Source organism: Mesorhizobium sp. WSM4820 (assembly GCF_055811075.1).
On the sequence record NZ_JBVVQN010000027.1, the window covers coordinates 15,711 to 38,669 of the forward strand.

General features: G+C 62.7%; 23 protein-coding genes, 1 tRNA gene and 1 pseudogene. 16 read left to right on the forward strand and 9 right to left on the reverse strand.

Going from position 1 to position 22,959, the window contains the following annotated elements:
- Positions 1-163 precede the first annotated feature (163 nt).
- From uxaC to recQ, 9 genes are all read left to right on the forward strand, one after another.
- Complete coding sequence (gene uxaC, locus AC0L2R_RS30330; protein WP_473513249.1) at positions 164-1,573, forward strand: glucuronate isomerase; 1,410 nt, start codon at positions 164-166, stop codon at positions 1,571-1,573.
- Between the two features lie 36 nt (positions 1,574-1,609).
- Complete coding sequence (locus AC0L2R_RS30335; RefSeq protein WP_287050659.1) at positions 1,610-2,587, forward strand: TRAP transporter substrate-binding protein; 978 nt, start codon at positions 1,610-1,612, stop codon at positions 2,585-2,587.
- Between the two features lie 103 nt (positions 2,588-2,690).
- The gene (locus AC0L2R_RS30340; protein WP_091600171.1) at positions 2,691-3,218 is read left to right on the forward strand and encodes a TRAP transporter small permease; all 528 of its coding nucleotides are present in this window, start codon (positions 2,691-2,693) and stop codon (positions 3,216-3,218) included.
- Between the two features lie 4 nt (positions 3,219-3,222).
- Positions 3,223-4,503, forward strand: coding sequence for a TRAP transporter large permease (locus tag AC0L2R_RS30345; RefSeq protein WP_292597357.1), 1,281 nt, complete (start codon positions 3,223-3,225; stop codon positions 4,501-4,503).
- A gap of 9 nt (positions 4,504-4,512) precedes the next feature.
- Positions 4,513-5,289, forward strand: a complete 777-nt coding sequence (locus AC0L2R_RS30350) for a FadR/GntR family transcriptional regulator (RefSeq protein ID WP_473513250.1) — start codon at positions 4,513-4,515, stop codon at positions 5,287-5,289.
- Positions 5,290-5,316: 27 nt separating this feature from the next.
- Positions 5,317-6,174 (forward strand): 5-dehydro-4-deoxy-D-glucuronate isomerase, encoded by an 858-nt coding sequence (gene kduI, locus AC0L2R_RS30355; protein ID WP_473513252.1) that lies wholly within the window; start codon positions 5,317-5,319, stop codon positions 6,172-6,174.
- The gene (gene kduD, locus AC0L2R_RS30360; RefSeq protein ID WP_287072167.1) at positions 6,171-6,938 is read left to right on the forward strand and encodes a 2-dehydro-3-deoxy-D-gluconate 5-dehydrogenase KduD; all 768 of its coding nucleotides are present in this window, start codon (positions 6,171-6,173) and stop codon (positions 6,936-6,938) included. The genes kduI and kduD overlap by 4 nt, the downstream gene beginning before the upstream one ends.
- 28 nt (positions 6,939-6,966) lie before the next feature.
- Positions 6,967-7,305 (forward strand): cupin domain-containing protein, encoded by a 339-nt coding sequence (locus AC0L2R_RS30365; protein ID WP_473513255.1) that lies wholly within the window; start codon positions 6,967-6,969, stop codon positions 7,303-7,305.
- Positions 7,306-7,727: 422 nt separating this feature from the next.
- On the forward strand, positions 7,728-9,572 hold the full coding sequence (gene recQ / locus AC0L2R_RS30370) for a DNA helicase RecQ (protein ID WP_473513257.1): 1,845 nt from the start codon (positions 7,728-7,730) through the stop codon (positions 9,570-9,572).
- Positions 9,573-9,608: 36 nt separating this feature from the next.
- On the opposite strand, the gene AC0L2R_RS30375 is transcribed toward recQ, so the two are convergent.
- From AC0L2R_RS30375 to AC0L2R_RS30385, 3 genes are all read right to left on the reverse strand, one after another.
- Entirely contained in the window at positions 9,609-10,430 is an 822-nt protein-coding gene (locus tag AC0L2R_RS30375) for a DUF1186 domain-containing protein (protein WP_473513259.1), read from the reverse strand.
- Positions 10,431-10,754, reverse strand: coding sequence for a hypothetical protein (locus AC0L2R_RS30380; protein WP_473513260.1), 324 nt, complete (start codon positions 10,752-10,754; stop codon positions 10,431-10,433).
- Positions 10,755-10,832: 78 nt separating this feature from the next.
- Positions 10,833-11,726, reverse strand: coding sequence for an alpha/beta fold hydrolase (locus AC0L2R_RS30385; protein WP_473513262.1), 894 nt, complete (start codon positions 11,724-11,726; stop codon positions 10,833-10,835).
- A 189-nt stretch (positions 11,727-11,915) separates the two neighbouring features.
- On the opposite strand from AC0L2R_RS30385, the gene AC0L2R_RS30390 reads away from it, so the two are divergent.
- Positions 11,916-12,896 (forward strand): Tim44 domain-containing protein, encoded by a 981-nt coding sequence (locus AC0L2R_RS30390; protein WP_287345563.1) that lies wholly within the window; start codon positions 11,916-11,918, stop codon positions 12,894-12,896.
- Positions 12,897-12,978: 82 nt separating this feature from the next.
- On the opposite strand, the gene AC0L2R_RS30395 is transcribed toward AC0L2R_RS30390, so the two are convergent.
- The 3 genes from AC0L2R_RS30395 to AC0L2R_RS30405 all read right to left on the reverse strand — a co-directional run bounded on the left by AC0L2R_RS30395 (position 12,979) and on the right by AC0L2R_RS30405 (position 15,601).
- Positions 12,979-13,872: a LysR family transcriptional regulator gene (locus AC0L2R_RS30395; RefSeq protein ID WP_473513264.1), complete on the reverse strand. Its 894-nt coding sequence runs from the start codon at positions 13,870-13,872 to the stop codon at positions 12,979-12,981.
- A 134-nt stretch (positions 13,873-14,006) separates the two neighbouring features.
- Positions 14,007-14,417, reverse strand: coding sequence for a cyclophilin-like fold protein (locus tag AC0L2R_RS30400; protein WP_473513266.1), 411 nt, complete (start codon positions 14,415-14,417; stop codon positions 14,007-14,009).
- A gap of 65 nt (positions 14,418-14,482) precedes the next feature.
- Entirely contained in the window at positions 14,483-15,601 is a 1,119-nt protein-coding gene (locus tag AC0L2R_RS30405; RefSeq protein ID WP_473513267.1) for an alpha/beta hydrolase, read from the reverse strand.
- A gap of 202 nt (positions 15,602-15,803) precedes the next feature.
- On the opposite strand from AC0L2R_RS30405, the pseudogene AC0L2R_RS30410 reads away from it, so the two are divergent.
- Positions 15,804-15,954: pseudogene (locus tag AC0L2R_RS30410) on the forward strand (IS481 family transposase); the annotation flags it as partial.
- 192 nt (positions 15,955-16,146) lie between these two features.
- Here the strand turns inward: AC0L2R_RS30410 and AC0L2R_RS30415 are convergent.
- Entirely contained in the window at positions 16,147-16,863 is a 717-nt protein-coding gene (locus AC0L2R_RS30415; RefSeq protein ID WP_473513354.1) for a pentapeptide repeat-containing protein, read from the reverse strand.
- 472 nt (positions 16,864-17,335) lie between these two features.
- Positions 17,336-17,425, reverse strand: a tRNA-Ser gene (locus AC0L2R_RS30420).
- A 322-nt stretch (positions 17,426-17,747) separates the two neighbouring features.
- On the opposite strand from AC0L2R_RS30420, the gene AC0L2R_RS30425 reads away from it, so the two are divergent.
- The 3 genes from AC0L2R_RS30425 to AC0L2R_RS30435 all read left to right on the forward strand — a co-directional run bounded on the left by AC0L2R_RS30425 (position 17,748) and on the right by AC0L2R_RS30435 (position 19,512).
- A complete protein-coding gene (locus AC0L2R_RS30425) occupies positions 17,748-18,440 on the forward strand; it encodes a 50S ribosomal protein L21 (protein WP_473513269.1) in 693 nt (230 codons plus the stop codon).
- A gap of 99 nt (positions 18,441-18,539) precedes the next feature.
- On the forward strand, positions 18,540-18,809 hold the full coding sequence (rpmA, locus tag AC0L2R_RS30430; RefSeq protein ID WP_023678077.1) for a 50S ribosomal protein L27: 270 nt from the start codon (positions 18,540-18,542) through the stop codon (positions 18,807-18,809).
- 115 nt (positions 18,810-18,924) lie between these two features.
- Entirely contained in the window at positions 18,925-19,512 is a 588-nt protein-coding gene (locus AC0L2R_RS30435) for a GNAT family N-acetyltransferase (RefSeq protein ID WP_473513271.1), read from the forward strand.
- Positions 19,513-19,682: 170 nt separating this feature from the next.
- On the opposite strand, the gene AC0L2R_RS30440 is transcribed toward AC0L2R_RS30435, so the two are convergent.
- Entirely contained in the window at positions 19,683-20,552 is an 870-nt protein-coding gene (locus AC0L2R_RS30440; RefSeq protein ID WP_473513273.1) for an endonuclease/exonuclease/phosphatase family protein, read from the reverse strand.
- A gap of 179 nt (positions 20,553-20,731) precedes the next feature.
- Between AC0L2R_RS30440 and obgE the strand changes: the two genes are divergently transcribed.
- On the forward strand, positions 20,732-21,760 hold the full coding sequence (obgE, locus tag AC0L2R_RS30445) for a GTPase ObgE (protein WP_128168566.1): 1,029 nt from the start codon (positions 20,732-20,734) through the stop codon (positions 21,758-21,760).
- Positions 21,761-21,762: 2 nt separating this feature from the next.
- Positions 21,763-22,959, forward strand: a complete 1,197-nt coding sequence (proB, locus tag AC0L2R_RS30450; protein WP_128245913.1) for a glutamate 5-kinase — start codon at positions 21,763-21,765, stop codon at positions 22,957-22,959.

Below are 22,959 nucleotides of genomic sequence, written 5' to 3' on the forward strand. Positions count from 1 at the left end.
TGATCGAGCTCGTGCCGGGCGTGGCAGGCATGCGGCGTAACATCCGTTTCGTTCCCGCACAATGGGCTGACGTTGCGTTAAAGTCATCATACAACAATCTATTTTTTGTATGTTGACATTATTTCTTTCCGATCCTACCGATGGCCGGGTTGGGAGGAACGACGTGGCCGTATTGACCGATCCGGATTTGCTGTTTCCCTCGGAGGCGCGTCCGCTGTCGCTCGCCCGCGACCTTTACGCCGCTGTCAAGGATCTGCCGATCGTCAGCCCGCACGGTCACACCGATCCACGCTGGTATGCGCTCAACGAGGCGTTTTCCGATCCGGCGCAATTGCTTGTTGTGCCGGACCATTACATCTTCCGGATGCTGTTCAGCCAGGGCGTCCGGCTCGAGGATCTCGGCGTGCCAACGCTCGACGGCTCACCGGTGGAGACTGACGGCAGAACGATCTGGCGGCGCTTCGCCGAGCACTATCATCTGTTCCGCGGCACGCCGACGCGGCTGTGGTTCGACCATGTGCTTGCCCATCTGTTCGGCATCGAAGAGCCGCTGACGGCCGCAACCGCCGACGGCCATTACGACACGATCTCGTCCTTGCTGCAGTGGGAGAATTTTCGCCCGCGAGCCCTGTTCGAGCGCTTCAACATCGAGGTCATCGCGACGACCGAAGGCGCGCTCGACGATCTCAGATGGCACCAGATGATCCGCGACAGCGGCTGGGAGGGCCGCGTCGTCACCGCCTACCGGCCGGACGCCGTCGTCGATCCCGATTTCGAAGGCTTTTCTGCCAATCTCGATCGACTCGGCGACATCACCGGCTGCGATACCGGCAGCTGGGCCGGCTATCTCGATGCGCATCGCCAGAGAAGAGCCTTCTTCAAAAGTTTTGGCGCGACCGCGTCGGATCACGGCCATCCGACGGCGGAGACCGCCAATCTGTCGGATGCTGCCGCGCATGAACTGTTCAACCGCATCCGCCGGGGCTCGGACGACGAGCGTGAGCGAAAACTGTTTCGCGCCCAGATGCTGACCGAGATGGCCAAGATGAGCCGCGACGACGGGCTGGTCCTGCAGATCCATCCCGGCTCCTGGCGCAATCATTCGCCTGCCGTCTTCCACAAGTTCGGCAGGGACAAGGGTTTCGATATCCCGACCAGAACCGACTATGTGACGGCGCTGAAGCCGCTGCTCGACTGCGTCGGCCTGGAGCGCGACCTTGCAATCATCCTCTTCACGCTCGACGAGACCAGCTATGCGCGCGAACTGGCGCCACTCGCTGGCGTCTATCCTGCGCTGAAGCTCGGGCCGGCCTGGTGGTTCCACGACAGCCCTGAGGGCATGCGCCGGTTCCGCGAGATGACCACCGAGACTGCCGGCTTCTACAACACCGTCGGCTTCAACGACGACACCCGCGCCTTTCCATCCATCCCGGCCCGCCATGATGTGGCGCGTCGGGTCGATTGCGCCTTTCTTGCGCGTCTCGTCGCCGAGCACCGGCTCCGCGAGGACGAGGCGCACGAGCTGGCGCAGGAACTTGCCTATACGCTCGCAAAAAAGGCGTACCGGCTCTAACGGCGCTTGCCGCCATCGTTCAAACGGGAGGAACCAATGCTGCATTTTTCTAGACTGGCGGGAGCTACGCTACTGGCCGCCGCACTGATGGCCGGAACGGCAAGCGCCCAGACGGTCCTGCGCTCGTCCGACACGCACCCGGACGGCTATCCGACGGTCGAGGCTGTCAAATATTTTGGCGAGCTGGTGAAGGAGCGCACGGCCGGCCGCTATTCGGTCGATGTCTATCATTCCGCGCAGCTCGGCGAGGAAAAGGACACGATCGAGCAGGTGCGCTCGGGCGTGATCGACCTCAACCGCGTCTCGATGGCGCCGTTCAACGGACTCATCCCCGAAACCACCGTTCCCTCGCTGCCCTACATCTTCCGCTCGGAAGACCATATGCACAAGGTCATGGACGGACCGGTCGGCGACCAGATCGCGGCGGCGTTCGAACAGGTCGGGCTGGTGCTGCTCGCCTTTTATGACGGCGGCGCGCGCTCCTTCTACAATTCGAAGAAGCCGATCAACACTGTAGCCGATATGGCCGGCTTGAAATTCCGCGTCATCCAGTCCGACATCTTCGTCGACATGGTGGCCGCACTCGGCGCCAACGCGACGCCGATGCCGTATGGCGAGGTGTATTCGGCGATCGAAACCGGGGTCATCGACGGCGCGGAGAACAATTTTCCGAGCTACGACACCGCCAAGCATGCGGAAGTCGCCAAGCACTATTCGCTCGACGAGCACACGATGGTGCCGGAAGCCTTTGTCATGGCAAAGTCGAGCTGGGACAAGCTGACGCCGGAAGACCAGGCGATCTTCAAAGCGGCCGCCAAGGAAAGCGTCGCCAAGCAGCGTGAGCTGTGGGCCGCCAAGGTCAAGGAATCGCGTGCCAAGGTCGAGGCGGCCGGTTCGCAGATCACGACGCCGGACAAGCAGCCCTTCATCGACGCGATGGGACCGGTCTACGAAAAGCACGTCAAGGACGACAAGCTGAAGGCGATGGTCGAAGCCATTAGGGCCGTTCAGTGATCAAGCGGCGGCGCGGGCATTACGCGCCGCCACCCTCTTGCGGAGAGAACCAGTGACCTCCAGCTCAGAACAGAGACCGTCCCTGTCCGGCATCGCGCGCGTGATGTCCCGCGTCAGCACGGCGGCGCTGTGGATCGCCGGCATCGGGCTGGTGCTGATGACCGCCTTCGTCGCCTGGCAGGTGTTCGGCCGCTATGTTCTGAACCGCTCGCCGAGCTGGACCGAGCAGGGCTCGGTGATGCTGATGAGCTGGTTCATTTTCCTCGGCGCTGCCGTCGGGGTGCGCGAGAACTATCACCTCGGCTTCGACGTCCTGCTCTACGTGCTGCCGAAAGGCGGAAAGCGTTGGCTGAGGATGATCTCGGATCTCGTCGCGCTCGCCTTCGGCATCGGCATGATCTGGTATGGCAGCCAGCTGGTCGCGCTGACCTGGGGCGCCACCTTGCCGTCGCTCGGCATATCGGGGGGCTGGGACTACGTCCCGCTTGTCGCGGGAGGCGCGCTCATCGTGCTGTTCACGCTGGAGCGCATCGTGCTTCGCCTCTCCGGTGCGCCGATCGACGATGCGCTCGATGAGCTGCCGCCGGCGGAAGTCGCAGCCGAACTCGACACAGCCAACGTGAAGGTCTGACGCCATGGAACTCTGGATACTCTTTGGCGTCTTCACCGTCCTGATGCTCATCGGCACGCCGATCGCTTTCTGCCTCGGCGTCGCAAGCTTTGCCACCGTCCTCTATATCGGCCTGCCGCCGCTCATCGTGTTCCAGCGCCTGAATTCCGGCATGAGCGTCTTTTCGCTGCTGGCCATTCCGTTTTTCATCTACGCCGGCGACCTGATGGTGCGCGGCGGCATCGCCAGCAAGATCGTTGCCTTCGCCGGCTCGCTCGTCGGCCACATGCGCGGCGGCCTCGGGCAGGTCAACATCGCGACCGCTACACTGTTCGGCGGCATTTCGGGCTCCGCGGTGGCGGAGGCAGCGGCGGTCGGCGGCTTGATGATCCCGCAGATGAAGGCGCGTGGCTATGGAGCGGATTACGCCGTCAACGTCACGTCGATGGCGGCGCTGATCGCGCTGCTGCTGCCGCCGTCGCACAACATGATCATCTATTCGATCTCGGCAGGCGGAAAGATCTCCATCGCCGACCTGTTCACCGCCGGCATCATCCCGGGCCTGCTGTTGGCCCTGGCACTGATGATCACCGCCTATTTCGTGGCGCGCTCACGCGGTTATCCGACCGAGCCGTTTCCGGGCTTCGCCGCCGTCGCGCATCTCTTCGCCGTCGCGGTGCCTGGCCTGCTGCTGATCGCGATCATCTTCGGCGGCGTGCGATCGGGCGTTTTCACGGCCACAGAGAGTTCCTGCATCGCCGTCATCTATGCATTGCTCGTGACTGTCCTGGTCTACCGGCAGATGACCTGGGAAGGTTTCGTTCATGCCACCCATGGCGCCGTGCGCACCACGGCCATGGTGCTGCTCATCATTGGCATGGCAGCGGCGTTCTCGTGGTTGATGGCCTTCCTCAAAGTGCCGGCAGCGCTGATAGCCTCGATGAACGCGATCTCGGAAGATCCGCTGGTCGTGCTGCTCCTGCTCAACCTCTTGATGCTGTTCCTCGGCACCTTCATGGACATGGGACCGACGATTATCATCTGCACGCCGATCTTCCTGCCCGTGGCACAGGCCTACGGCGTCGATCCGGTGCATTTCGGCGTCATCATGATCCTCAACTTCGGCATCGGGCTGAACACCCCGCCGGTCGGCGCAGTGCAGTTCGTGGCGTGCGCGGTGGGCAAGATATCCGTCTGGGAAGCGATGCGCTCGATCTGGCCGTTCTATGGGGCCGGCCTCGTGGTGCTGGGGCTCGTCACTTACATTCCGGCCATCTCGCTATGGTTGCCGAGCGTCTTCAAATAGGGGCTGGCAATGGCATCGGATATGGCAATCAACCTGAAGGTCGAACGCAAGCCCAAGCTGTCGGAGACCGTGGTCGCGGCGATCCGCAAGCAGTTGCAGGCGGGCGAGATCCAGCCAGGCCAAAAGCTGCCGACCGAGGGTCGGCTGACCGAAACCTTCGGGGTCAGCCGCACCGTCATCCGCGAAGCGCTGGCCAAGCTTGCCGCCGACGGTCTGGTCGAGCCGCGCCAAGGCGCCGGGGTCTTCGTCACCGAGCACATTTCGACGATGTTCGGCACGCTGGCCGCGGACATCCGCAGCAAGGATTCGATCGCGCTCAACGTGCTGGAGGTGCGCCTGGCGATAGAGATCGAATCCGCCGGGCTGGCCGCTATCCGTCGCAATGCCGCGCAGGAAGCGGCGATCCAGGAGGCGTTCTTCGAGTTCGAGCGGCTGCTGTTGAACAGCGAGCCGACAGGTCCGGCCGACCTCGCCTTCCACCGGGCGATCGCCAGCGCCACCAACAATCCGTTCTATGTCGAGATGCTCGACGTGCTCGGCCGGCGCGCCATTCCTTGCGACGTGACATCGCCGTGGTCGACAGAACTCGCCCAATCCGACGCCTATCAGCGCGGCCTGCAAGACGAGCATCTGGTGATCCTGAACGCCATTACATCAGGCGATGCCGAGTTGGCGCGCGAAGCGATGCGCGCGCATCTCAGCGCCAGCCAGCAGCGCTATCGCGAGCGCCTGCATGCACGTCAGATTTTTTATGCCGATTCGGTCAAGGCCGCGGCAACCGAATGACCAATGAGGCAGCCCAATGGGACAGCAATGAATCACACTGAAAACCACACCGACTTCACCTCGCGCTTCGCCATCGACCCTGTCACCGCCGCGGCAATGGGGACGGACGAGCTCCGCCACAATTTTCTGATCGAAGGCCTGTTCCAGCCCGGCCGCATCGGCCTGACCTATACGCATTACGACCGCATGATCGTTGGCGGCGCCATGCCTGCCGGGACACCGCTTCCGCTGCAGGCGATCAAGCCGACCGGAACAAAGAACTTTCTCGATCGCCGCGAAATGATCGCCGTCAACATCGGCGGCGCCGGCATCGTGAAAGCCGGCGGCCAGTCCTACGAGCTGCAGCCGCGCGACATGCTGTATCTCGGCATGGGCGCCAATGAGGTGTCATTCGCCTCAGTCAATCCAGCCGAGCCGGCCAAGTTCTATCTGCTCAGCGCGCCGGCGCATCAGAGCCATCGCAGCCAGCTGATCCGCATCGGCGATGCCAAGCGCCTCGATCTCGGCAGTCAGGCGACCTGCAACGAGCGCTCGATCTTCCAGTTCATCCATGCCGAGGGCGTCAAAACCTGCCAACTCGTCGTCGGCATGACCCAGCTCGCCCCAGGTTCGGTCTGGAACACCATGCCGTGCCATGTGCATGACCGGCGCATGGAGGCCTATCTCTATTTCGACCTGCCGGAGACGGCGCGGGTGTTTCATTTCATGGGCGAGCCGGACGAGACGCGCCATCTCGTCATGCGCAACGAGGAAGCGGTGCTGTCGCCGGGTTGGTCGATCCATTCGGGCGCCGGCACCTCCAACTACGCCTTCATCTGGGCGATGGCCGGCGACAATGTCGACTATACGGATGTCGACCCGGTAACGATGGAAGAGCTGCGATGAGCGACCTCTCGGCTTTCAGCCTGGCCGGCAAGCGCATTCTCGTCACCGGCGCCAACACCGGCATTGGCCAAGGCATCGCCCTGTCGATCGCGCGCGCCGGTGGTGCGGTGGTCGGCGTCGGCCGCTCTGCAATGGATGAGACCGCGGAAAAGATCGCTGCTGCGGGCGGCGGCTTCGAGGCGGTGCGCTGCGATCTTGCCGACCACGCCGCCGCCCAGGCGATGCTCGATCGCGTCTGGGACGAAACCGGGCCGCTCGACGGACTGGTCAACAATGCAGGGATCATCCGGCGCGCCGACGCCGTCGATCTGGGGCAAGCCGATTGGGAGGATGTCATGGACGTCAACCTGAAGACGGTGTTTTTTCTCAGCCAGAGCTTCGCCCGGCGCGTGCTTGCCGATCCCGAACGGCGCGGCAAGATCGTCAACATCGCCTCGGTGCTGAGCTTCCAGGGCGGCATCCGCGTCGCCTCCTACACCGCCTCGAAACATGGCGTGCTCGGCATCACCCGGTTGCTCGCCTGCGAATGGGCGTCGAAAGGCATCAACGTCAACAGCATTGCGCCCGGCTACATCGAAACCAACAACACCGAGGCGCTACGTGCCGACCCGGACCGCAGCACGGCCATTCTGGCGCGCATTCCGGCCGGGCGCTGGGGCGGGCCGGAAGACATCGGCGACGCGGCCGTCTTCCTGCTGGCGCCGGCGTCAAACTACATGCATGGCGCGGTTGTGCCGGTGGACGGCGGCTGGCTGGCACGATGAGGCGCATGCCCATGATGAGGATGTGGCGATGACCGGAACGAAGATCTTTGCGCATGCCGGCGAGGGCGCGTGGACGCCGACCGCGGATGGTAACCGCAGGCGCGTTCTGCTGCACACGGACGAACTGATGATGGTCGAGTTTGGGTTCGACAAGGGCGGTGTCGGCGCGCTGCATTCGCACCCGCATGTCCAGGCGAGCTATGTCGCCGAGGGCCGCTTCGAGGTCACCATCGACGGCACGACCGAGATCCTGGAAACGGGAAGCAGCTTCATCGTCCCTTCCAACCTGATCCACGGCGTCAAGGCGCTCGAGGCCGGCCGCCTCGTCGACAGCTTTACCCCGCATCGCGCCGATTTCCTCGTCTGACGAGAACCCCGCAGGTCACTACGAAGCGGCAGCCGATCTCGGAAGCAAAAAGCCCGCGCCTCCGGAGAGACGCGGGCGTGTTGCCTGGGCGCTTGTGGCGCCGCGGTACTCAAAACATCACCGCAGGACCTGACCCTGCCGAATCATGGTGAAGATAGGATTAATCGGCCCGAGCCGTTGCGCGATATTCACAGCCAAAGTGAATAGAGGCTGGAATCACGCTCGCATATCCGCCAATGAGGGGGATAACTTTTCAGACGGAGCCGACGGAGACAGGACTTGAGGAGCGTTCGAATGTCCGAATCGGCTGTCCAAGCGGTCACCCGACGATTCGCCAGGGAGCTTTGGCAGGTAACGTCGCCGCTGACTCGGGCCGTTCCCCCAATGCCTTTTCGGGCAGCGCCGATCATAGAAATTCCCTGATGCAGGCAGCGGCGGCGAGCGTCCCGGCGGAGGATCCCAAGCGGCGCGTCCTGAAGGACGTGTTCGGCTTCGACGATTTTCGTCCCGGCCAGGACGCCGTGACGGAGGCGCTGCTGGCCGGGCGTCATGTGCTGGCTGTCATGCCGACCGGCGCCGGCAAATCACTCTGCTACCAGGTTCCGGCGCTGGTCCTGGGCGGCCTCACCATTGTCGTTTCGCCGCTGGTGGCGCTGATGCAGGACCAGGTCGCCGCATTGCGTCTTGCCGGCGTGGCGGCCGATACGATCAATTCCTCGCTCGACCGCGATGCCAATGTCGCCGCATGGCGCCGCGTCGCGGCGGGCCAGACGCGCCTGCTCTATCTTGCACCCGAGCGGCTCATGACCGCGCGGATGCTCGAGGCGCTGGCCAGGCTCGACATCCGGCTGATCGCTGTCGACGAGGCGCATTGCATCTCCCAGTGGGGGCCGTCGTTCCGGCGCGAATATGAAGAGTTGTCGCGGCTGCGCGACATTTTCCCTGATGTGCCGATCATTGCGCTGACGGCGACAGCGGACGAGGCGACGCGCACCGACATCGCCGGACAGCTGTTCGCCGGGCGTGTCGAAACCCTGGTGCTGGGCTTCGACCGGCCGAACATCAAGCTTGGCGTCGAGGCCAAGCACGACAGCAAGCGCCAATTGCTGGGCTTCGTACAGCGTCATGCCGGCCGCAGCGGGATTGTCTATTGCCTGTCGCGCAAGAAGACGGAAGAGATGGCGGCGTTCCTCGAGAAGAACGGCGTGCGCGCCCTGGCCTATCATGCCGGCATGAGCAAGGACGCGCGTGAAGCAAATCAAAACGCTTTCATGACCCTGTCGGGCGTGGTGATGGTGGCGACCATCGCCTTCGGCATGGGGATCGACAAGCCTGACGTCGCCTATGTCTTCCACACCGACCTGCCGGGCAGCCTCGAAGCCTATTATCAGGAAATCGGCCGCGCCGGCCGCGACGGGCGGGCTGCCGAGGCACATATGCTCTTCGGTCTCGGCGACATTCGCATGCGGCGGCTTTTCATCGACGACGAGGACGCGCCGGCGGAACATAAAAGGCGCGCGCATGGCCGGCTCGATACGCTGATCGGCTATTGCGAAACGGCCCAGTGCCGTCGCCAGATCCTGCTTGGCTACTTCGGCGAACCAGCAATGCCTTGCGGCAATTGTGACAACTGCCTTGACCAGACGCCGCATGCGGATGGCGAGGCGGAGGCGCGGATCGTCTTCGCGGCCATCGCGCAGACCGGCGAGCGTTTTGGCGCCGCCCATGTCGTCGATGTTCTGCTCGGCCATGAAACCGAGAAAGTTCTGGCCAGGAACCACCACAGGCTTGCCAGCTTCGGGACCGGTGTGGCGCACAAGAAGGATGTCTGGCAGTCGCTCATCCGCCAACTCGTCGCGGGAGGGTTTCTGACGTTGGACTCAGGCGGCCATGGCGGCCTTGCCATCGCCGAAAAGGGCCGTGAGCTGGCCCGCGGCGAGGTTCCGTTCCGGTATCGCGTAGAGGTGCGGAACCGCGCGGCACGAGACAAGACTCGTCCCACCCCGAATGCTACCGCGGGTACTGAAGACCTGGATACCGCGCTTTTGGCCACGCTCAAGGCGGTTCGGCTGCGTCTCGCCCGGGAGCGCCAGGTGCCGGCCTTCGTCATCTTCTCCGATCGCACGCTGATCGACATGGCCGAACGCTGCCCGCGCGACCTCGACGCCTTCGCAGCAGTCAACGGCGTAGGTGCCGCAAAACTCAGGGAATTCGGCGAGATCTTCCTCGGCGCAATCGCTGCGCACCAATCCCGTGGATCGGCCTGAGACAGCCAAGGATCAAGTCCGCGGTGCTGCAGCAGGTCAATTTGCGAGACAGCATTTCTTCGCTTTCTTGACGCGGCCGTCGTACCACGCGCTGTGAACCAGCGGCGCCAGATCGCGCAAGCCAAGCCGGGCGATTGCCTCCAGCCAGGCGATCCAGGCGAAATCGTCGTCACCGGCCAGCCTCTCGGTGTGGAATCGCTCGAGAAAATCTCGCATTCGGTCACGCTCGATGCGGCCTTCCCAGGTCAGGAAGGTCGCTGCGCCCAAAGCTGCATCGCGGACGTATTCATCGACAGAGCGGTCGCTGATCAAGCTGAACAAAGCGTCGGCGTCGCCATCAAATACGCCGGCGACGATACGCGCCATGCTCTCGGTCACCACGTCGCCGAGCAGGTCATCGAGCTCGCGTCCCGGACGGCGCAGCAGGCGCAACAAGGGCCCGAACGTTCGAGTGTCGCGAGCGCCGCCCAGGATGTAAAGCCGCATCTCATCATCCCGCGACAGATCCTCTCCTTCGGCCGCTCTTGCGATGACCGCCCGCAACGCGGGAGCGGATTCTTCAATCCTTGCGATGCAGTGGGCGATGGCGACGTCCGGAAATTGCCCTTCGCGTGCCAGGTCATGCAGTTGATCTTCAATCGGACCCAGATCGAAGCCGGGCCCGCCACGGCCAAGGACGGTTTCCAGCTCTTCCTTCTTCATGGCATCCTCGCTGTCGTTCGTGCCTGGCAAATCTACGACAGACCGGCTGCCTTTCAACAGTTCATCCGCCGCACGAACGGCAAATACCTGTGCAGAAGGTCTCAGACTCGCGGGATCGCTTCGACAATGCTCGGCCTTCGGCAGCAGGCGCCGCAATCAGCACCTGCTTCGTCTCACAGCTGCGATCGCAGCCTCCTGCTGCTGCAATTGCTCGATTTTCGCGTTCTGGCGGGCAGTGACGGTAGTGGCGACACGCCGGGCTCCCCATAGCCAGTTCGGAATGTTGGTTTTCGCGACTTTGCCCCGGGTGATCGCTGTCGCCGACAGCTCCTTGGCGACTTCGCCCATGGCCACGTTGAGTTCGACGCAACTCATCCTGTCGTATTTCGCTGCATCAAAGGATGCATAGAAGGGCGAAGCGCAACCTCCGACAAACACGAGACTGCATGTCAGGGCCGTGGCTGTAGAGATGGCTTTCATTTTATCAAGCAGATTTGATGCCGGACGGGCGAATGAGGCATGTGAAGCTCTACAACACTCTGCCCTGGGCGTCATTCCCTATTCAACCGCGAAGAATTTCGAGAGAGCCGCTGCGGTCTGGTGAGGGTGCTCTTCTGGAAAGAAGTGCCCGCCCGGAACGGGACCTCCTTCAACTCTGTCGGCCCATTTCCTCCAGATAGCCAGCGGGCCGCCTTGCTCCGCATACCAGGTCTCGAGGCCGCCTTGGCTACTCCACAGTGCCAGGAGCGGACATTTGATGCGACGACCGTTTATCTGGTCCAGCGCGTCATGCTCACGATCGATCGTGGCAGCGGCCCGATACTCTTCGCAAATCGCATGAATATGAACGGGATCGCGAAGCGCCTTGACATAAGCCTCCCTGATCGTTGCAGAGAACATTTCTGCCGGCGATCCCCACTGCACAATCGCATTGTCGACGATGGCATCGGGCGCCGCGCCGATCAGCCGCTCCGGCAGCGGTTCCGGTTGCGCAAGAAGGCTCCAGGGCCAGAAGCCGAGAGCCAGTCTGGCATCCGCCCTGTCCCACGCGGCGGCGGTCGGGATGACGTCGAGGACCGCGACCTTGGACATCTCATCGGGGTGATCGAGTGCCAGGCGATAGGCGACCCGCCCACCGCGGTCGTGTCCGGCAACCATGAACCGCTCAAAACCCAACTGCTGCATGACTTGAACCATGTCTGCGGCCATGGCGCGTTTGGCGTATGGGCTATGATCGGCCGAGGAGACCGGGCAGCCACTTTGCCCATAGCCGCGAAGATCGGCGGCGACGACTGTGAAGCGGGGCGCCAGGGCCGCGGCAATATCCCTCCACATCAGATGCGTTTCTGGAAAACCATGAAGCAGCAGCAGCGGCGGACCGGTTCCGCCGACCCTTGCGAAAATGGTCGTGTCGTCCAGTTGCAAGCTGGTGGCCCTGAAACCTGCAAACACCGTTTTTCTCCTCGGTGTGCCTCAGGCGACAACGCACAAGGTGGCAGAAGGATCACTGTCGGCTGCTTTGCCTGAATTTGTGGCGGCCCTGGAATTCTCCTCAATTGCCAGGTACGGAAACTGCGGCCACTGATATTTCGATCGGCGCACCCCATATAGCGCCAGAGTGTCGCTTGAGGATTTGCCAAGATGATTTCGCGTTCGAGCCGGTTTGCCGTTTTGTTTGCAGGACTGTTCCTGGCTTTTTCCATGGTCACGGCCGATTACGCCGAGGCGCGGCGTGGCGGCAGCTTCGGCAGCCGCGGCACGCGCACGTTCCAGTCGGTCCCGCCGACCAGGACAGCGCCACAGCCGGCCGCGCCGGTCGAGCGCTCGATGACGCCCAACACCGCAACGAACAATGCGGCGCGCCAGACACCGGCAGCCCAACGACCAGGGATCTTCAGCGGCCTCGGCGGTTCGATGATGCGCGGCCTGCTGCTCGGCGGTCTGATCGGACTTCTTTTGGGCCAGGGGTTCGGCGGCTTGGCTGGCATGTTGGGCCTGCTGCTGCAAGGACTGCTGATCGGCGGCGCGATCATGCTGATCATCCGCTTTTTCCGGTCGCAATCGGCACGCAACCAGGCGCCTGCCATGGCCGGTGTGCCGCGGAGCATGGGCAATTTTGGGCGAAACGCGGCAGCCCAGCGCGAGGCGGACAACGTCACATCTTTCCCCATTCCAGGCATCGGGTCTGGCTTTGGCCGGACGGCTCCAGCCAACGATCAAATTACGATGACGCCGGCCGATCTCGATACATTCCAGCAGCGGTTGACCGAAGTTCAGGAAGCGTTCGGGCGTGAAGACCATGCTGGCTTGCGCCGGCTGGCGACCCCCGAGATGGTGTCGTACCTGTCCGAAGAACTTGCCGACAATGCCAAAAACGGCATCAGGAACGAGGTGTCGAACGTCAGCCTGCTGGAGGCCGATATTGCGGAGAGCTGGCGGGAAGATGATCGTGACTACGCGACGGCTGCCCTGCGCTACGAGTCTCTTGACGTGATGCGTGATCGCGCCAGCGGCAAGATCGTCGCCGGCGAAGCCGATCGGCCGACGGAAACAACCGAACTGTGGACCTTCACGCGCCAGAACGGCGGCGACTGGAAGCTGGCGGCAATACAGCAGCCCTGACCGATACGCTGCAGCCTCGGCGGTTCACGTCCTCTGGCGATGGCTTCAGTGGCAGGAACGTCGAAGCCCGCGGCATCGATAGTCACTCGCGATGGCGCAGCGCATCGACCAGGGCAACGAAAGCAGGCGAGGATTGCCGGCGGCTCGGATAATAGAGATGGTAGCCATCCCAATAGGGCGACCATCCTTCCAGGACCCGCGCCAGCCGCCCTTTGGCGATGTGGGGAAGGGCCATTTCTTCCGGAACATAGCCGAGGCCGCGGCCGGCCAGCGCGGCGTCCAGGACATGAAAGATGTTGTTGAAGACGAGTTGCCCATCGACGCGAATTTTGATCTCGCGGCCGTTCTCCTCGAACTCCCACACATAAAGAGCCCCGGACGTTGGAAAACGGTAGTTGATGCAATTGTGCTGCACGAGGTCCTGCGGCTTCTCCGGCGCGGGATGCTCGGCAAAGTAGGATTCATCGCCGACGACTGCGAAGCGGAAATCCGGTCCGATGCGAGCCGAGATCATGTCTTTCGCAAGCTGTTCGCCCATGCGGATCCCGGCGTCGAAGCGCTCCGTCACGATGTCGGTGAGGCCGTTGTCGAGCAGGAGTTCGACCTTGATGTCGGGATATTTCGGCAGAAAGCGTTTCAGCTTGGGCCAAAGGATGCTGCTGATTGCATAGTCAGGCGCTGACAGCCGGATGGTTCCGGCGGGCTTTTCTCTCAGTTCGTTCAGGGCATCGACCTCGATTTCGATCTGGTCAAAGTGCGGCCCAATCCGCTGCAAAAGCCTCTCACCCGCCTCCGTGGGAGCCACCGCGCGCGTCGTGCGGGTGAGCAGGCGAACGCCAAGGCGCGCTTCGAGTTGACGGATGGTGTGGCTTAGCGCGGATTGCGATATGCCGAACCGGGCTGCGGCGCGCGTAAAACTACGCTCCCGAGCAACAGCCAGGAACGCGAGCAGATCATTGACATTCTGCCGCGACACTCATGAATCCTTGTAATAGCCAGAACTCGATTATACCGGATAAATCGAAGGCGAACACAGAGACTTCATTGAGCGGCAGCTATTCAATCCGCCGCTCGCCCCCGGCGACGAACTACGAGCGGATTGCGCAGGTTTCAGTCGGCGCGTTCAACGCGGATGGTGACCGGACCGGGACGGTCAAAGATCGAGACATCGCCAGTGACCTGCCCGAGCCTGATGATGCCAGGCGCCGGGAGGCGACCGCTCCGATAGTAGATCACGAAATGATCGGAACTCCACAACCCAAGCGTGCCGACAGAGAACTCGCGCTGCCGCGCCAGCTCGGGCAAGGCGGAAGGCAGATTGCCGGTCTTTTCCTGGCGCAGATGATCGGACATCTCTATCGTGAGCGGCAGCATCTGCGCCAGAGATTTTGCGGCCTCGTTATCGGCGAGATCGGCTGTGACCTCGCCCCAATCCGAAGAGATGCGAATGCGTTCTTGAGCCATGGCAGGTCCAACCGTTCCGATTGCGATAACAGCGGCGCTCAGCAATAGTTTCAGCATGCGGTCGTATCCCCGATCAATGCTGATGGAGCCTGTACCGTCTGGTACAGGCTCCATCGCGCCGTTCACGCAGAGAGATGCTGATTGAAGAAGCTGGTCAGCTTGTCGAACGGGATCAGGTCGACGCGATCGTAGAGATCGACGTGCCCGGCGCCGGCAACCCACACAAGCTCCTTCGGCTCGGCCGCTCGCTTGTAGGCATCCTCGCTGAACTCGCGGGAGTGGGCCTGGTCGCCGGCGATGAACAGCATCGGGCGCGGCGAGATCGTCTCGATGTCGTTGAACGGGTAGAAATTCATGAACTTGACATTGCTGGTCAGCGTCGGATGCGTGGTGATCTGCGGGTTTGCGCTTGCGGGCGTGAATTCACCCCGCGTCGTGCGGTAGAAGTCATAGAATTCTCGCTGGATGGGATGGGTGCCGGCGGTCAGCTCGTGCACAGTGCCGCCGGTATATTCGACCGCGGCGCCTTCAGACTCGGCCCAGCGCTGCTCGGCAGCTGCAGCAATGATCTGCTTGCGCTGTTCGATGCTCAGCGAATGATTGAGCGCGTCGCGATTGGCGGCCCCCATGTCGTACATGCTGACGGTCGCGACGGCGCGCATCCGCGGGTCGATCTTGGCCGCGCTGATGACGAAGCTGCCGCTGCCGCAGGCGCCGATCGCGCCGATGCGGTTTCTGTCGACGAATGGCCGCGTACCGAGGAAATCGACGGCGGCGCTGAACGCTTCGGCGTAGACGTCAGGCGAAACGATCTGGCGGGCCTCGCCCTCGCTTTCGCCCCAGAACGGCAGGTCTATGGACATCGCGACGAAGCCCTGTTCGGCCATCTTGGTGGCATAAAGATTCGCGCTCTGCTCCTTCACCGCACCCATCGGATGCCCGACGACGAGCGCCGGATGGCGCGCATTGCGGTCGAGCTTGTTGGGAATGAACAGATTGCCCGCAACGTTCATCTCGTATTGGCTCTTGAAGGCGATCTTTTCCAGCGTCACCCGATCACTGGTGTAGAAGTTGTTGGCGCCGTTTGACATGTCTTGAGCCTTTGCGAAGGGGATGTTGAACAGCGACGCCGCACCGAGCGCGGCAACGCCGGCGCCGGTCAGCTTCAGCAGATCACGCCGGCCAAAGTCGACACTGGACTGTGGTTCCGCCGTGCTCTCGATTCCGATCTGCTTGTTCATGCCTGTCTCCTTTGATCGTCCTGAACTGTCGCAGGGCTGCCGGGCCATGCTCATTTCCTCGGCATGCGCGGCAGTGTTGCGAATGTGTGAAATAGAATAGCGACGACGCCGGCGATCGATTAGGCGGCAAAATCCGCATGTCGTTATGAGGATGATTCATCAATCGAATAGCGCAGGCTCGTCCCGAAGGTGAACAGATTCGTCCGCCTCCGGCCGCATCTGCATGCACAGGAAGAAGATCGTCACCGTGCCCGCCGATCAAGGTCGGCGTCAACGAGTTCGACGATGGCATTTGGCCCTTGAGCCTCATGCCCTATGATCTTGGATACTTCGACCTGGAACAGAGGACATTGGCAAAGCCCCATCCCACATTCTTGGCGCAGCCGGGACTAGCCACCTCTGCGAACGGTGCGGAAAGCACGAGTTCATGCATGTCGAGACGCAAAACCAACCGCTCGGGAACGGCGGGGCATTCGGGTTAGGCGGCTTGCCGAAAGGTTCGAATCCTGTCGGGTGCAGCATTGCCGCAGTTCGCTTGCCGACAACTATTCCTGCTCGAATTGACAGGGCCAATCTTCAGGCCTCGTCAAGCCAGAAGGCAACTCGGTCCGGGCGTCTCCGCAAGCCATGTTGAGCTGCCACTGGGACAGACCCGCCGAATTGGAAAGGTCGACGCCCTCGATATGGGTCAGAAAGAAAAAGGCGTGGTCAAAGTCTATCGACGCGGTGAACGTCGCTCCTCGGAAGTCCGCGCGTGCGAGATTGGCAAACGAGAAGCGGCTGCCGCTGAGATCGGCGCCATGGAACTGCGCACGCCCCAATTCTGCCTTTGTGAAATCAACGTTGGTCAGATTGGCGTCCTGGAAATTCGAGCGCTGCATTTCCGCGCTCGCAAACACAGCGCCCTGCGCGTCCATACGGCTGAAGTCGGTCCTGTAGGCCTCGATTCTGTCGAACCGGGCGCCTTTGGCGGTCGAGTCGGCCAGGGAAGCACGCACAAGCGTTGCCTTCTCAAGATTTGCCGCAAGGAGATTGCTGTTCCTGAGGTCGGTCGAAGTGAAATCAACACCGAACAGGTTCGCCCCGCTCAGGTCCTGTCCTTCCAGGATGAGAAGCTTCTTGTCACACTCGTGCCAATTGACGCCAGGCGTCGCGGCTGCGTGGCAATTGTGAGCAGCAGTGGCGTTCTGCCAAGCAAACACAGTGCAAATCGCCAGAACCAAGCCGGATGCGGCGTAAGCTCTGGTTCGCCTCAAAGTCATGGTTGCTGGACCTCTGCTACTCGCCGACACTCAACCTGACCACATCTGCTGACACTCGAGAGTGCTCCTCGTCTACACCACCGTCAACCCGGGAGCAGAGAACCTGGCGACGGTCGCCGCAGATGCCCAGCGGACGTCAACAATGGGAACCCTGCTCGGGTGCTGACCGCCACCGCCGGCGTCCGCCGCCGACAAGCGTGAATCCGCTTGGGTCCGCACCGATCGGTACTTCCCGACGGCGAGGTTGACCCGGCACGGGGTGCTAGTCGCGTATCCTGATTCCGCTGTCGCTACCCCACGACTTCGCTTAGCGAGGCCGAAGTTGATCTGTGCCATCTACCAGTTCGAAGCATGAACCCCGCATATTTGTGTCGTAAGCTGACGTGCCGCGAATACGGCGTTTTCGGTAGGCGGGCTTTATGGCGGGCGCGCAACCTATTCTTTGATTTTTATCAATGTAAACAATGTCGTATGGCGGAGAGGGAGGGATTCGAACCCCCGATGGGCTTGCACCCATGCCGCATTTCGAGTGCGGTGCATTCGACCACTCTGCCACCTCTCCGCGGTCATGGTCCGCCGTTGCCGGCGCGGCGCACTAGATAACGGCTGGACGGACAGGTTACAAGGGCCAATCTGCCTGATATCAGGCTTCTCTCCGGGCCGTATTGGTCGTTGTTCGCTACCTCCGCCGCCTGTGCCAACGGCACCGTCTTGCTTTCGGCCGTTTGCCTTGACTCGCGCTGCACCTTCGGCTAGGGACAGCGCGCAATCGGCGTGGAGGGCTCTTCCGCGCCGCTTGCTTTTTGAACCCGCAGACTGACAAAAAGACGGCCGAACCGCCTGAAGCGGTTCGTCAAGGCCGACCGAACAGCGAAAGGCAAAAAATGTTCGCAGTCATCAAAACGGGCGGCAAGCAGTATCGCGTTGCCGCCAACGATCTCCTGAAGATCGAAAAAGTCGAAGGCCAGGTCGGCGACATCGTCGAGATTGGCCACGTGCTCGCGCATGGCGAGGGCGAGAATGTCACATTCGGCGCGCCGTTCGTCGACGGCGCTTTGGTCACCGCCGAAGTTGTCGAACAGGGCAAGAACCGCACCGTCATCGCTTTCAAGAAGCGCCGCCGGCAGAATTCGCGTCGCAAGATCGGCCATCGCCAGCTGTTGACCACCGTGCGGATCGCCGAGATCCTGCTGGGTGGCGCCAAGCCGACGAAAAAGGCCGCGGCCAAGGCCGAAGCGAAGGCCGAGATTGCCGCAAAGGCCGAGGCGAAGGCTGAAGCCGCCCCGAAGACCGAAGCGAAGACCGAGGCAGAGGCTGCGCCGAAGAAGGAAGCCAAGGCAAGCGAAACCGCCGCGCCGCTGTTCAAGGCGCCGAAGGGCGAGCCGGACGATCTGACCGTGATCAAGGGCATCGGTCCGGTTGCGGCCGGCCAGTTGAACGAGCAGGGCATCACGACCTTCGCCCAGATCGCCAAGCTGTCGGACAAGGATATCGCCAAGATCGACGAGCATATGCCGTTCAGCGCCGACCAGATCATGGACTGGCGCGAGCAGGCCAAAGATTTGGCGAAGAAGTAAAGCGGACCGGCGCGATCGCCGTCGGTTCGGACTTGAAACGGAACGCGAACGCGTTCATAAGACCCTTTAAGCGCCTAGCGGCGCATCGGAGTTAGTTAGATGGCACACAAGAAAGCTGGCGGTTCGTCGCGCAATGGTCGCGACTCCCATTCCAAGCGGCTCGGCGTGAAAAAATTCGGCGGCGAAGCCGTGATTCCGGGCAACATCATTATTCGTCAGCGCGGCACGACGTGGCATCCCGGCACCAATGTCGGCATTGGCACGGATCACACGCTGTTTGCGCTCGAAGCTGGCGCAGTCACCTTCAATAAAAAAGCCAATGGCCGAACCTACGTATCGGTGAACCCGATGACCAAGGCCGCGGAGTAGCCGGTTCCGCACGAGAACACCGGCACCCATCTCGGGAACCGGTGTCTGGCCAAGCCAGGAAATGGATCAGGGGAGATGGGTTCCATCTCCCCTTTTTCTTGCCTGGAGGACTGACATGGTTGCCGAAGCGGATGACACAGACGGTGAAAGTTACGCGATAGATTGTCCGGTCCTGGTGACCGAGCGGCTGGTCCTGCGGGCACCGCGCGAAAGCGACATCGAGCAACTGGTGGCGCTCGCCGACAATCGCCATGTCGCCGAAATGCTGGCCCGCATGCCGCACCCCTATGGCGAGGCCGAGGCACGCGCCTTCCTCGCGATGACGGCATCGCGCCGGGCCGGCATTGCCTATGCCTTGACCCTGGCCGGCACCGAAACCTTCGTCGGATGCGCCGGCCTCAACACCACCGATCGCGGGCTGGAGCTCGGCTACTGGATCGGCGAGCCCTACTGGAAGCGCGGCTATGCGACGGAGGCCGCGCATGCGCTGGTCGACCTCGCCTTCCAGAAGACGGCGATCCAGGTGCTGCATGCCTCGACGCGGGTGATCAATCCGGCCTCGCGCCGGGTCATCCACAAATGCGGCTTCCAATATGCCGGCCAGGGCATGCTGAACTCGATCGTCGCCGGCCAGGTGCCGGTCGAGCGCTACCGCCTCGATCGCAAGACCTGGACCAGCCTGCGGAACTGGGTCCATTTCTAGGCATGTCGATCTTCAGGTGAGGCCGGCCTGCAAATGGCGGCTTCCTGCGCTTCCGGTGCTCACGTACCAAAAGTACGCTCCGCTCCGGTTCTCGGAAGCCATCATTCTCGGCGCGGCCTGACCTGAATCTCAACACGCCTAGGCGCGAAGGTTGCGGACCGAATTTGGGTTCAAACCATCTCGACCCAGACCGGCAAGTGGTCCGAACCGACTGCCTGCTGGTCGACCCACAGGCGCTTCAGCGATTTGGCCAGCGAGGCGCTGGTGAAGACATAGTCGATGCGCTTGTGGCGGCTGGCGTCGCCAGGCCGCTTGGGGTCGACCCAGGTGACGAGATCGGCGCCTGCGGCGGCAAGGCGCAGGGCGGCATCGACGGCAAGATCCGCGGTTACCGGCATGCCGAATTCGTGATCCAGGTGGCCGACGAATTCGACATGTTCCGGCGATCCGGCCAGCATGTTGAAGTCGCCCATGACGACGAAGCCTTCGGGACAAGGCAGGTCGGGCAGGCCGACCTCGGCGACACCCGACAGCGCGCCGCCCTCGATCGCATAGTTCAACAGGCGCCGGCGCAGAAACCGGATCTGGCTGGCGCGTTCGACCGGGCTGCGATGGTCGAGATGGGTGGAATAGAAGCGGATAAAACCAAGCGGCGTCTCGATTAGCGCCTCCAGCGCGCCGCGCTGGAAATTCATCACTTCGAAACTGCGGCTGCGCGGCAAGAGGAGATTGCGCGACAGATGAACGGGGGTTTTCGACAGCACCATGTTGCCGAGTTGGAAGGTGGTGGTGATGGCGCGGCCGTTTTCCAGACGCGAGCCCACATTGGCCTCGAAATTGCTGCCGTAGACGGCGAAATATTCGGGCAGCGCCTCGCCAAGCTCGGCCACCATGTCGCGGCCGCCATTGTTGGGGTTGTTGCGCGAGACCTCCTGCAGCGCGATCACGTCAGCGCCGCGCACGGCATCGGCTATGCGGCCGACATCGTAGCGGCCGTCAAGACCGACGCCGTAGTGGATGTTGTAGGTTACAAGCTGCATTGCGACTCCGGCGATGTTCAGACTCGGCCATGTTCAGGCTCGGACCATGTTCAGACTCGGACTATGTCAGACTGGGGCCATGTTGATAAACAGCCTCGCCCTTCGCGCCACCTTGGTTTAGAGCAGTGCCAAACGTTAGAGCAATGCCGCAAGGCCGTTAGCAGAAACTCAGCAATACGATGAAATTTCTCGATCAAGCCAAGGTCTATGTCCGCTCCGGCGATGGTGGCGCCGGATCGGTGTCGTTCCGGCGCGAAAAGTTCATCGAGTTCGGCGGTCCCGACGGCGGCGACGGCGGCCGCGGCGGCGACGTCTGGGTGGAGGCGGTCGATGGGCTGAACACGCTGATCGATTATCGCTACCAGCAGCATTTCAAGGCCAAGACCGGCACGCACGGCATGGGCCGCAACATGACCGGCGCCAAGGGCGCCGACGTGACGCTGAAAGTGCCGGCGGGAACGCAGGTCTTTGCCGAGGACAACGACACGCTAATCTGCGACCTGACCGTCGTCGGCCAGCGTTTCCTGCTGGCCAAGGGCGGCAATGGCGGCTTCGGCAACCAGCATTTCAAGACCTCGACCAACCAGGCGCCGCGCCGCGCCAATCCGGGTCAGCCGGGCGAAGAGCTCAACATCTGGCTCCGGCTCAAGCTGATCGCCGATGCCGGCCTGGTCGGCCTGCCCAATGCCGGCAAGTCGACTTTCCTCGCCGCTGTCACCGCTGCCAAGCCGAAGATCGCCGACTATCCCTTCACCACGCTGCATCCGGGCCTCGGTGTGGCCCGCATCGACGGGCGCGAGTTCGTCATCGCCGATGTTCCCGGCCTGATCGAAGGCGCGCATGAAGGCGTCGGCATCGGCGACCGTTTCCTCGGACATGTCGAACGCACGCGGGTCCTCCTGCACCTCGTCTCGGCGCAGGAAGAAAATCCGGGGAAGGCCTACAAGACCGTGCGCGCCGAACTCGACGCCTATGGCCATGGGCTGGTCGAGAAGGTCGAGATCGTCGCACTTTCCCAGGTCGACACGCTCGATGCCGACGCGCGCAAGAAGAAGGTCGCTTCGCTGAAACGCGCCGCCGGCCGCGCGCCGATGCTTTTGTCCGCGGTCACCGGCGAAGGCGTCGAAGCCGTTCTGCGCGCGCTGATGACGGTCGTCGCCGAGGCGCGCGAAGCTGTCGCCGCTCCGGTCGAGACGCGCTGGAGATAGCGATGGCCGCGCAGTCGCTGAAAAAATACCGGCGCATCACCGTCAAGATCGGCTCGGCGCTGCTTGTCGACCGCACGGCGGGGCTGAAGCGCGACTGGCTGGCCTCGCTTGCCGACGACATTTCAGTGCTGGCCGAGAATGGCGCCGAGATCCTGGTTGTGTCGTCCGGCGCCATCGCGCTTGGCCGCACCATTTTAGGCCTCGGCAAGCGGGCGCTGAAGCTCGAGGAAAGCCAGGCGGCGGCGGCCGTCGGGCAGATTGCGCTGGCCGGCGCCTGGTCGGATGCGCTCGGCAAGGGCGGCCTGAAATCGGGCCAGATCCTGCTGACGCTCGGCGACACCGAAGAGCGCCGCCGTTATCTCAATGCGCGCGCGACGATCTCGACGCTGCTCAAGATGAAGGCGGTGCCGGTCATCAACGAGAACGATACGGTGGCGACCTCGGAAATCCGCTATGGCGACAATGACCGGCTGGCGGCGCGGGTGGCGACGATGATGGGCGCGGACCTTTTGGTGCTGCTCTCCGACATTGACGGGCTCTACACGGCGCCGCCGGCGCGCGACCAGCATGCCAGGTTCGTCGCTGTCGTCGACCGCATCACGCCTGACATCGAGGCGATGGCGGGTGCGGCCGCTTCGGAGTTTTCACGCGGCGGCATGCGCACCAAGCTCGACGCCGGCAAGATCGCCACCGCCGCCGGCACTGCCATGATCATCACATCAGGCACGCGGCTGTCGCCGCTGCTGGCGATCGAGCGTGGCGAGCGGGCGACGTTCTTCCGGCCGAGCGCCAATCCGGTCAAGGGCTACAAGACATGGATCGCCGGGCAGCTCGAACCGGCAGGCCGGCTGACAGTCGATGCCGGCGCCATCGGCGCGCTGCTGTCGGGCAAGTCGCTGCTGCCGGCCGGCGTCAAGCTGGTCAGCGGCAATTTCTCGCGCGGCGACACGGTGGCGATCCTGTCGCCCGAAGGCCGCGAGATCGCGCGCGGACTGGTTGCCTACGATGCCGCCGATGCCGTAAGGATCGCTGGCTTGAAAACAGCCGAGATCGAAACGGTGCTCGGCTATGAAGCGCGATCGGCGATGATCCACCGCGACGACCTTGTGGTGAGCCATTCCAGTGACCAAGTACAGGCCGGCGACCAAGTACAGGCCGCTGACCAAGCGGTCGGTGACGAGGTGAATAGCGGAGGATGA

Coding starts and splice junctions, on each gene's coding strand:
- AC0L2R_RS30440 (WP_473513273.1), bottom strand. CDS start 20,552: ATGCAGCTTGTAACCTACAACATCCACTACGGCGTCGGTCTTGACGGC.
- AC0L2R_RS30335 (WP_287050659.1), top strand. CDS start 1,610: ATGCTGCATTTTTCTAGACTGGCGGGAGCTACGCTACTGGCCGCCGCA.
- AC0L2R_RS30400 (WP_473513266.1), bottom strand. CDS start 14,417: ATGCTGAAACTATTGCTGAGCGCCGCTGTTATCGCAATCGGAACGGTT.
- AC0L2R_RS30350 (WP_473513250.1), top strand. CDS start 4,513: ATGGCATCGGATATGGCAATCAACCTGAAGGTCGAACGCAAGCCCAAG.
- AC0L2R_RS30365 (WP_473513255.1), top strand. CDS start 6,967: ATGACCGGAACGAAGATCTTTGCGCATGCCGGCGAGGGCGCGTGGACG.
- AC0L2R_RS30405 (WP_473513267.1), bottom strand. CDS start 15,601: ATGAACAAGCAGATCGGAATCGAGAGCACGGCGGAACCACAGTCCAGT.
- AC0L2R_RS30435 (WP_473513271.1), top strand. CDS start 18,925: ATGGTTGCCGAAGCGGATGACACAGACGGTGAAAGTTACGCGATAGAT.
- kduD (WP_287072167.1), top strand. CDS start 6,171: ATGAGCGACCTCTCGGCTTTCAGCCTGGCCGGCAAGCGCATTCTCGTC.
- rpmA (WP_023678077.1), top strand. CDS start 18,540: ATGGCACACAAGAAAGCTGGCGGTTCGTCGCGCAATGGTCGCGACTCC.
- AC0L2R_RS30340 (WP_091600171.1), top strand. CDS start 2,691: ATGTCCCGCGTCAGCACGGCGGCGCTGTGGATCGCCGGCATCGGGCTG.
- AC0L2R_RS30390 (WP_287345563.1), top strand. CDS start 11,916: ATGATTTCGCGTTCGAGCCGGTTTGCCGTTTTGTTTGCAGGACTGTTC.
- AC0L2R_RS30345 (WP_292597357.1), top strand. CDS start 3,223: ATGGAACTCTGGATACTCTTTGGCGTCTTCACCGTCCTGATGCTCATC.
- recQ (WP_473513257.1), top strand. CDS start 7,728: ATGCAGGCAGCGGCGGCGAGCGTCCCGGCGGAGGATCCCAAGCGGCGC.
- AC0L2R_RS30380 (WP_473513260.1), bottom strand. CDS start 10,754: ATGAAAGCCATCTCTACAGCCACGGCCCTGACATGCAGTCTCGTGTTT.
- AC0L2R_RS30425 (WP_473513269.1), top strand. CDS start 17,748: ATGTTCGCAGTCATCAAAACGGGCGGCAAGCAGTATCGCGTTGCCGCC.
- obgE (WP_128168566.1), top strand. CDS start 20,732: ATGAAATTTCTCGATCAAGCCAAGGTCTATGTCCGCTCCGGCGATGGT.
- kduI (WP_473513252.1), top strand. CDS start 5,317: ATGAATCACACTGAAAACCACACCGACTTCACCTCGCGCTTCGCCATC.
- proB (WP_128245913.1), top strand. CDS start 21,763: ATGGCCGCGCAGTCGCTGAAAAAATACCGGCGCATCACCGTCAAGATC.
- AC0L2R_RS30415 (WP_473513354.1), bottom strand. CDS start 16,863: ATGACTTTGAGGCGAACCAGAGCTTACGCCGCATCCGGCTTGGTTCTG.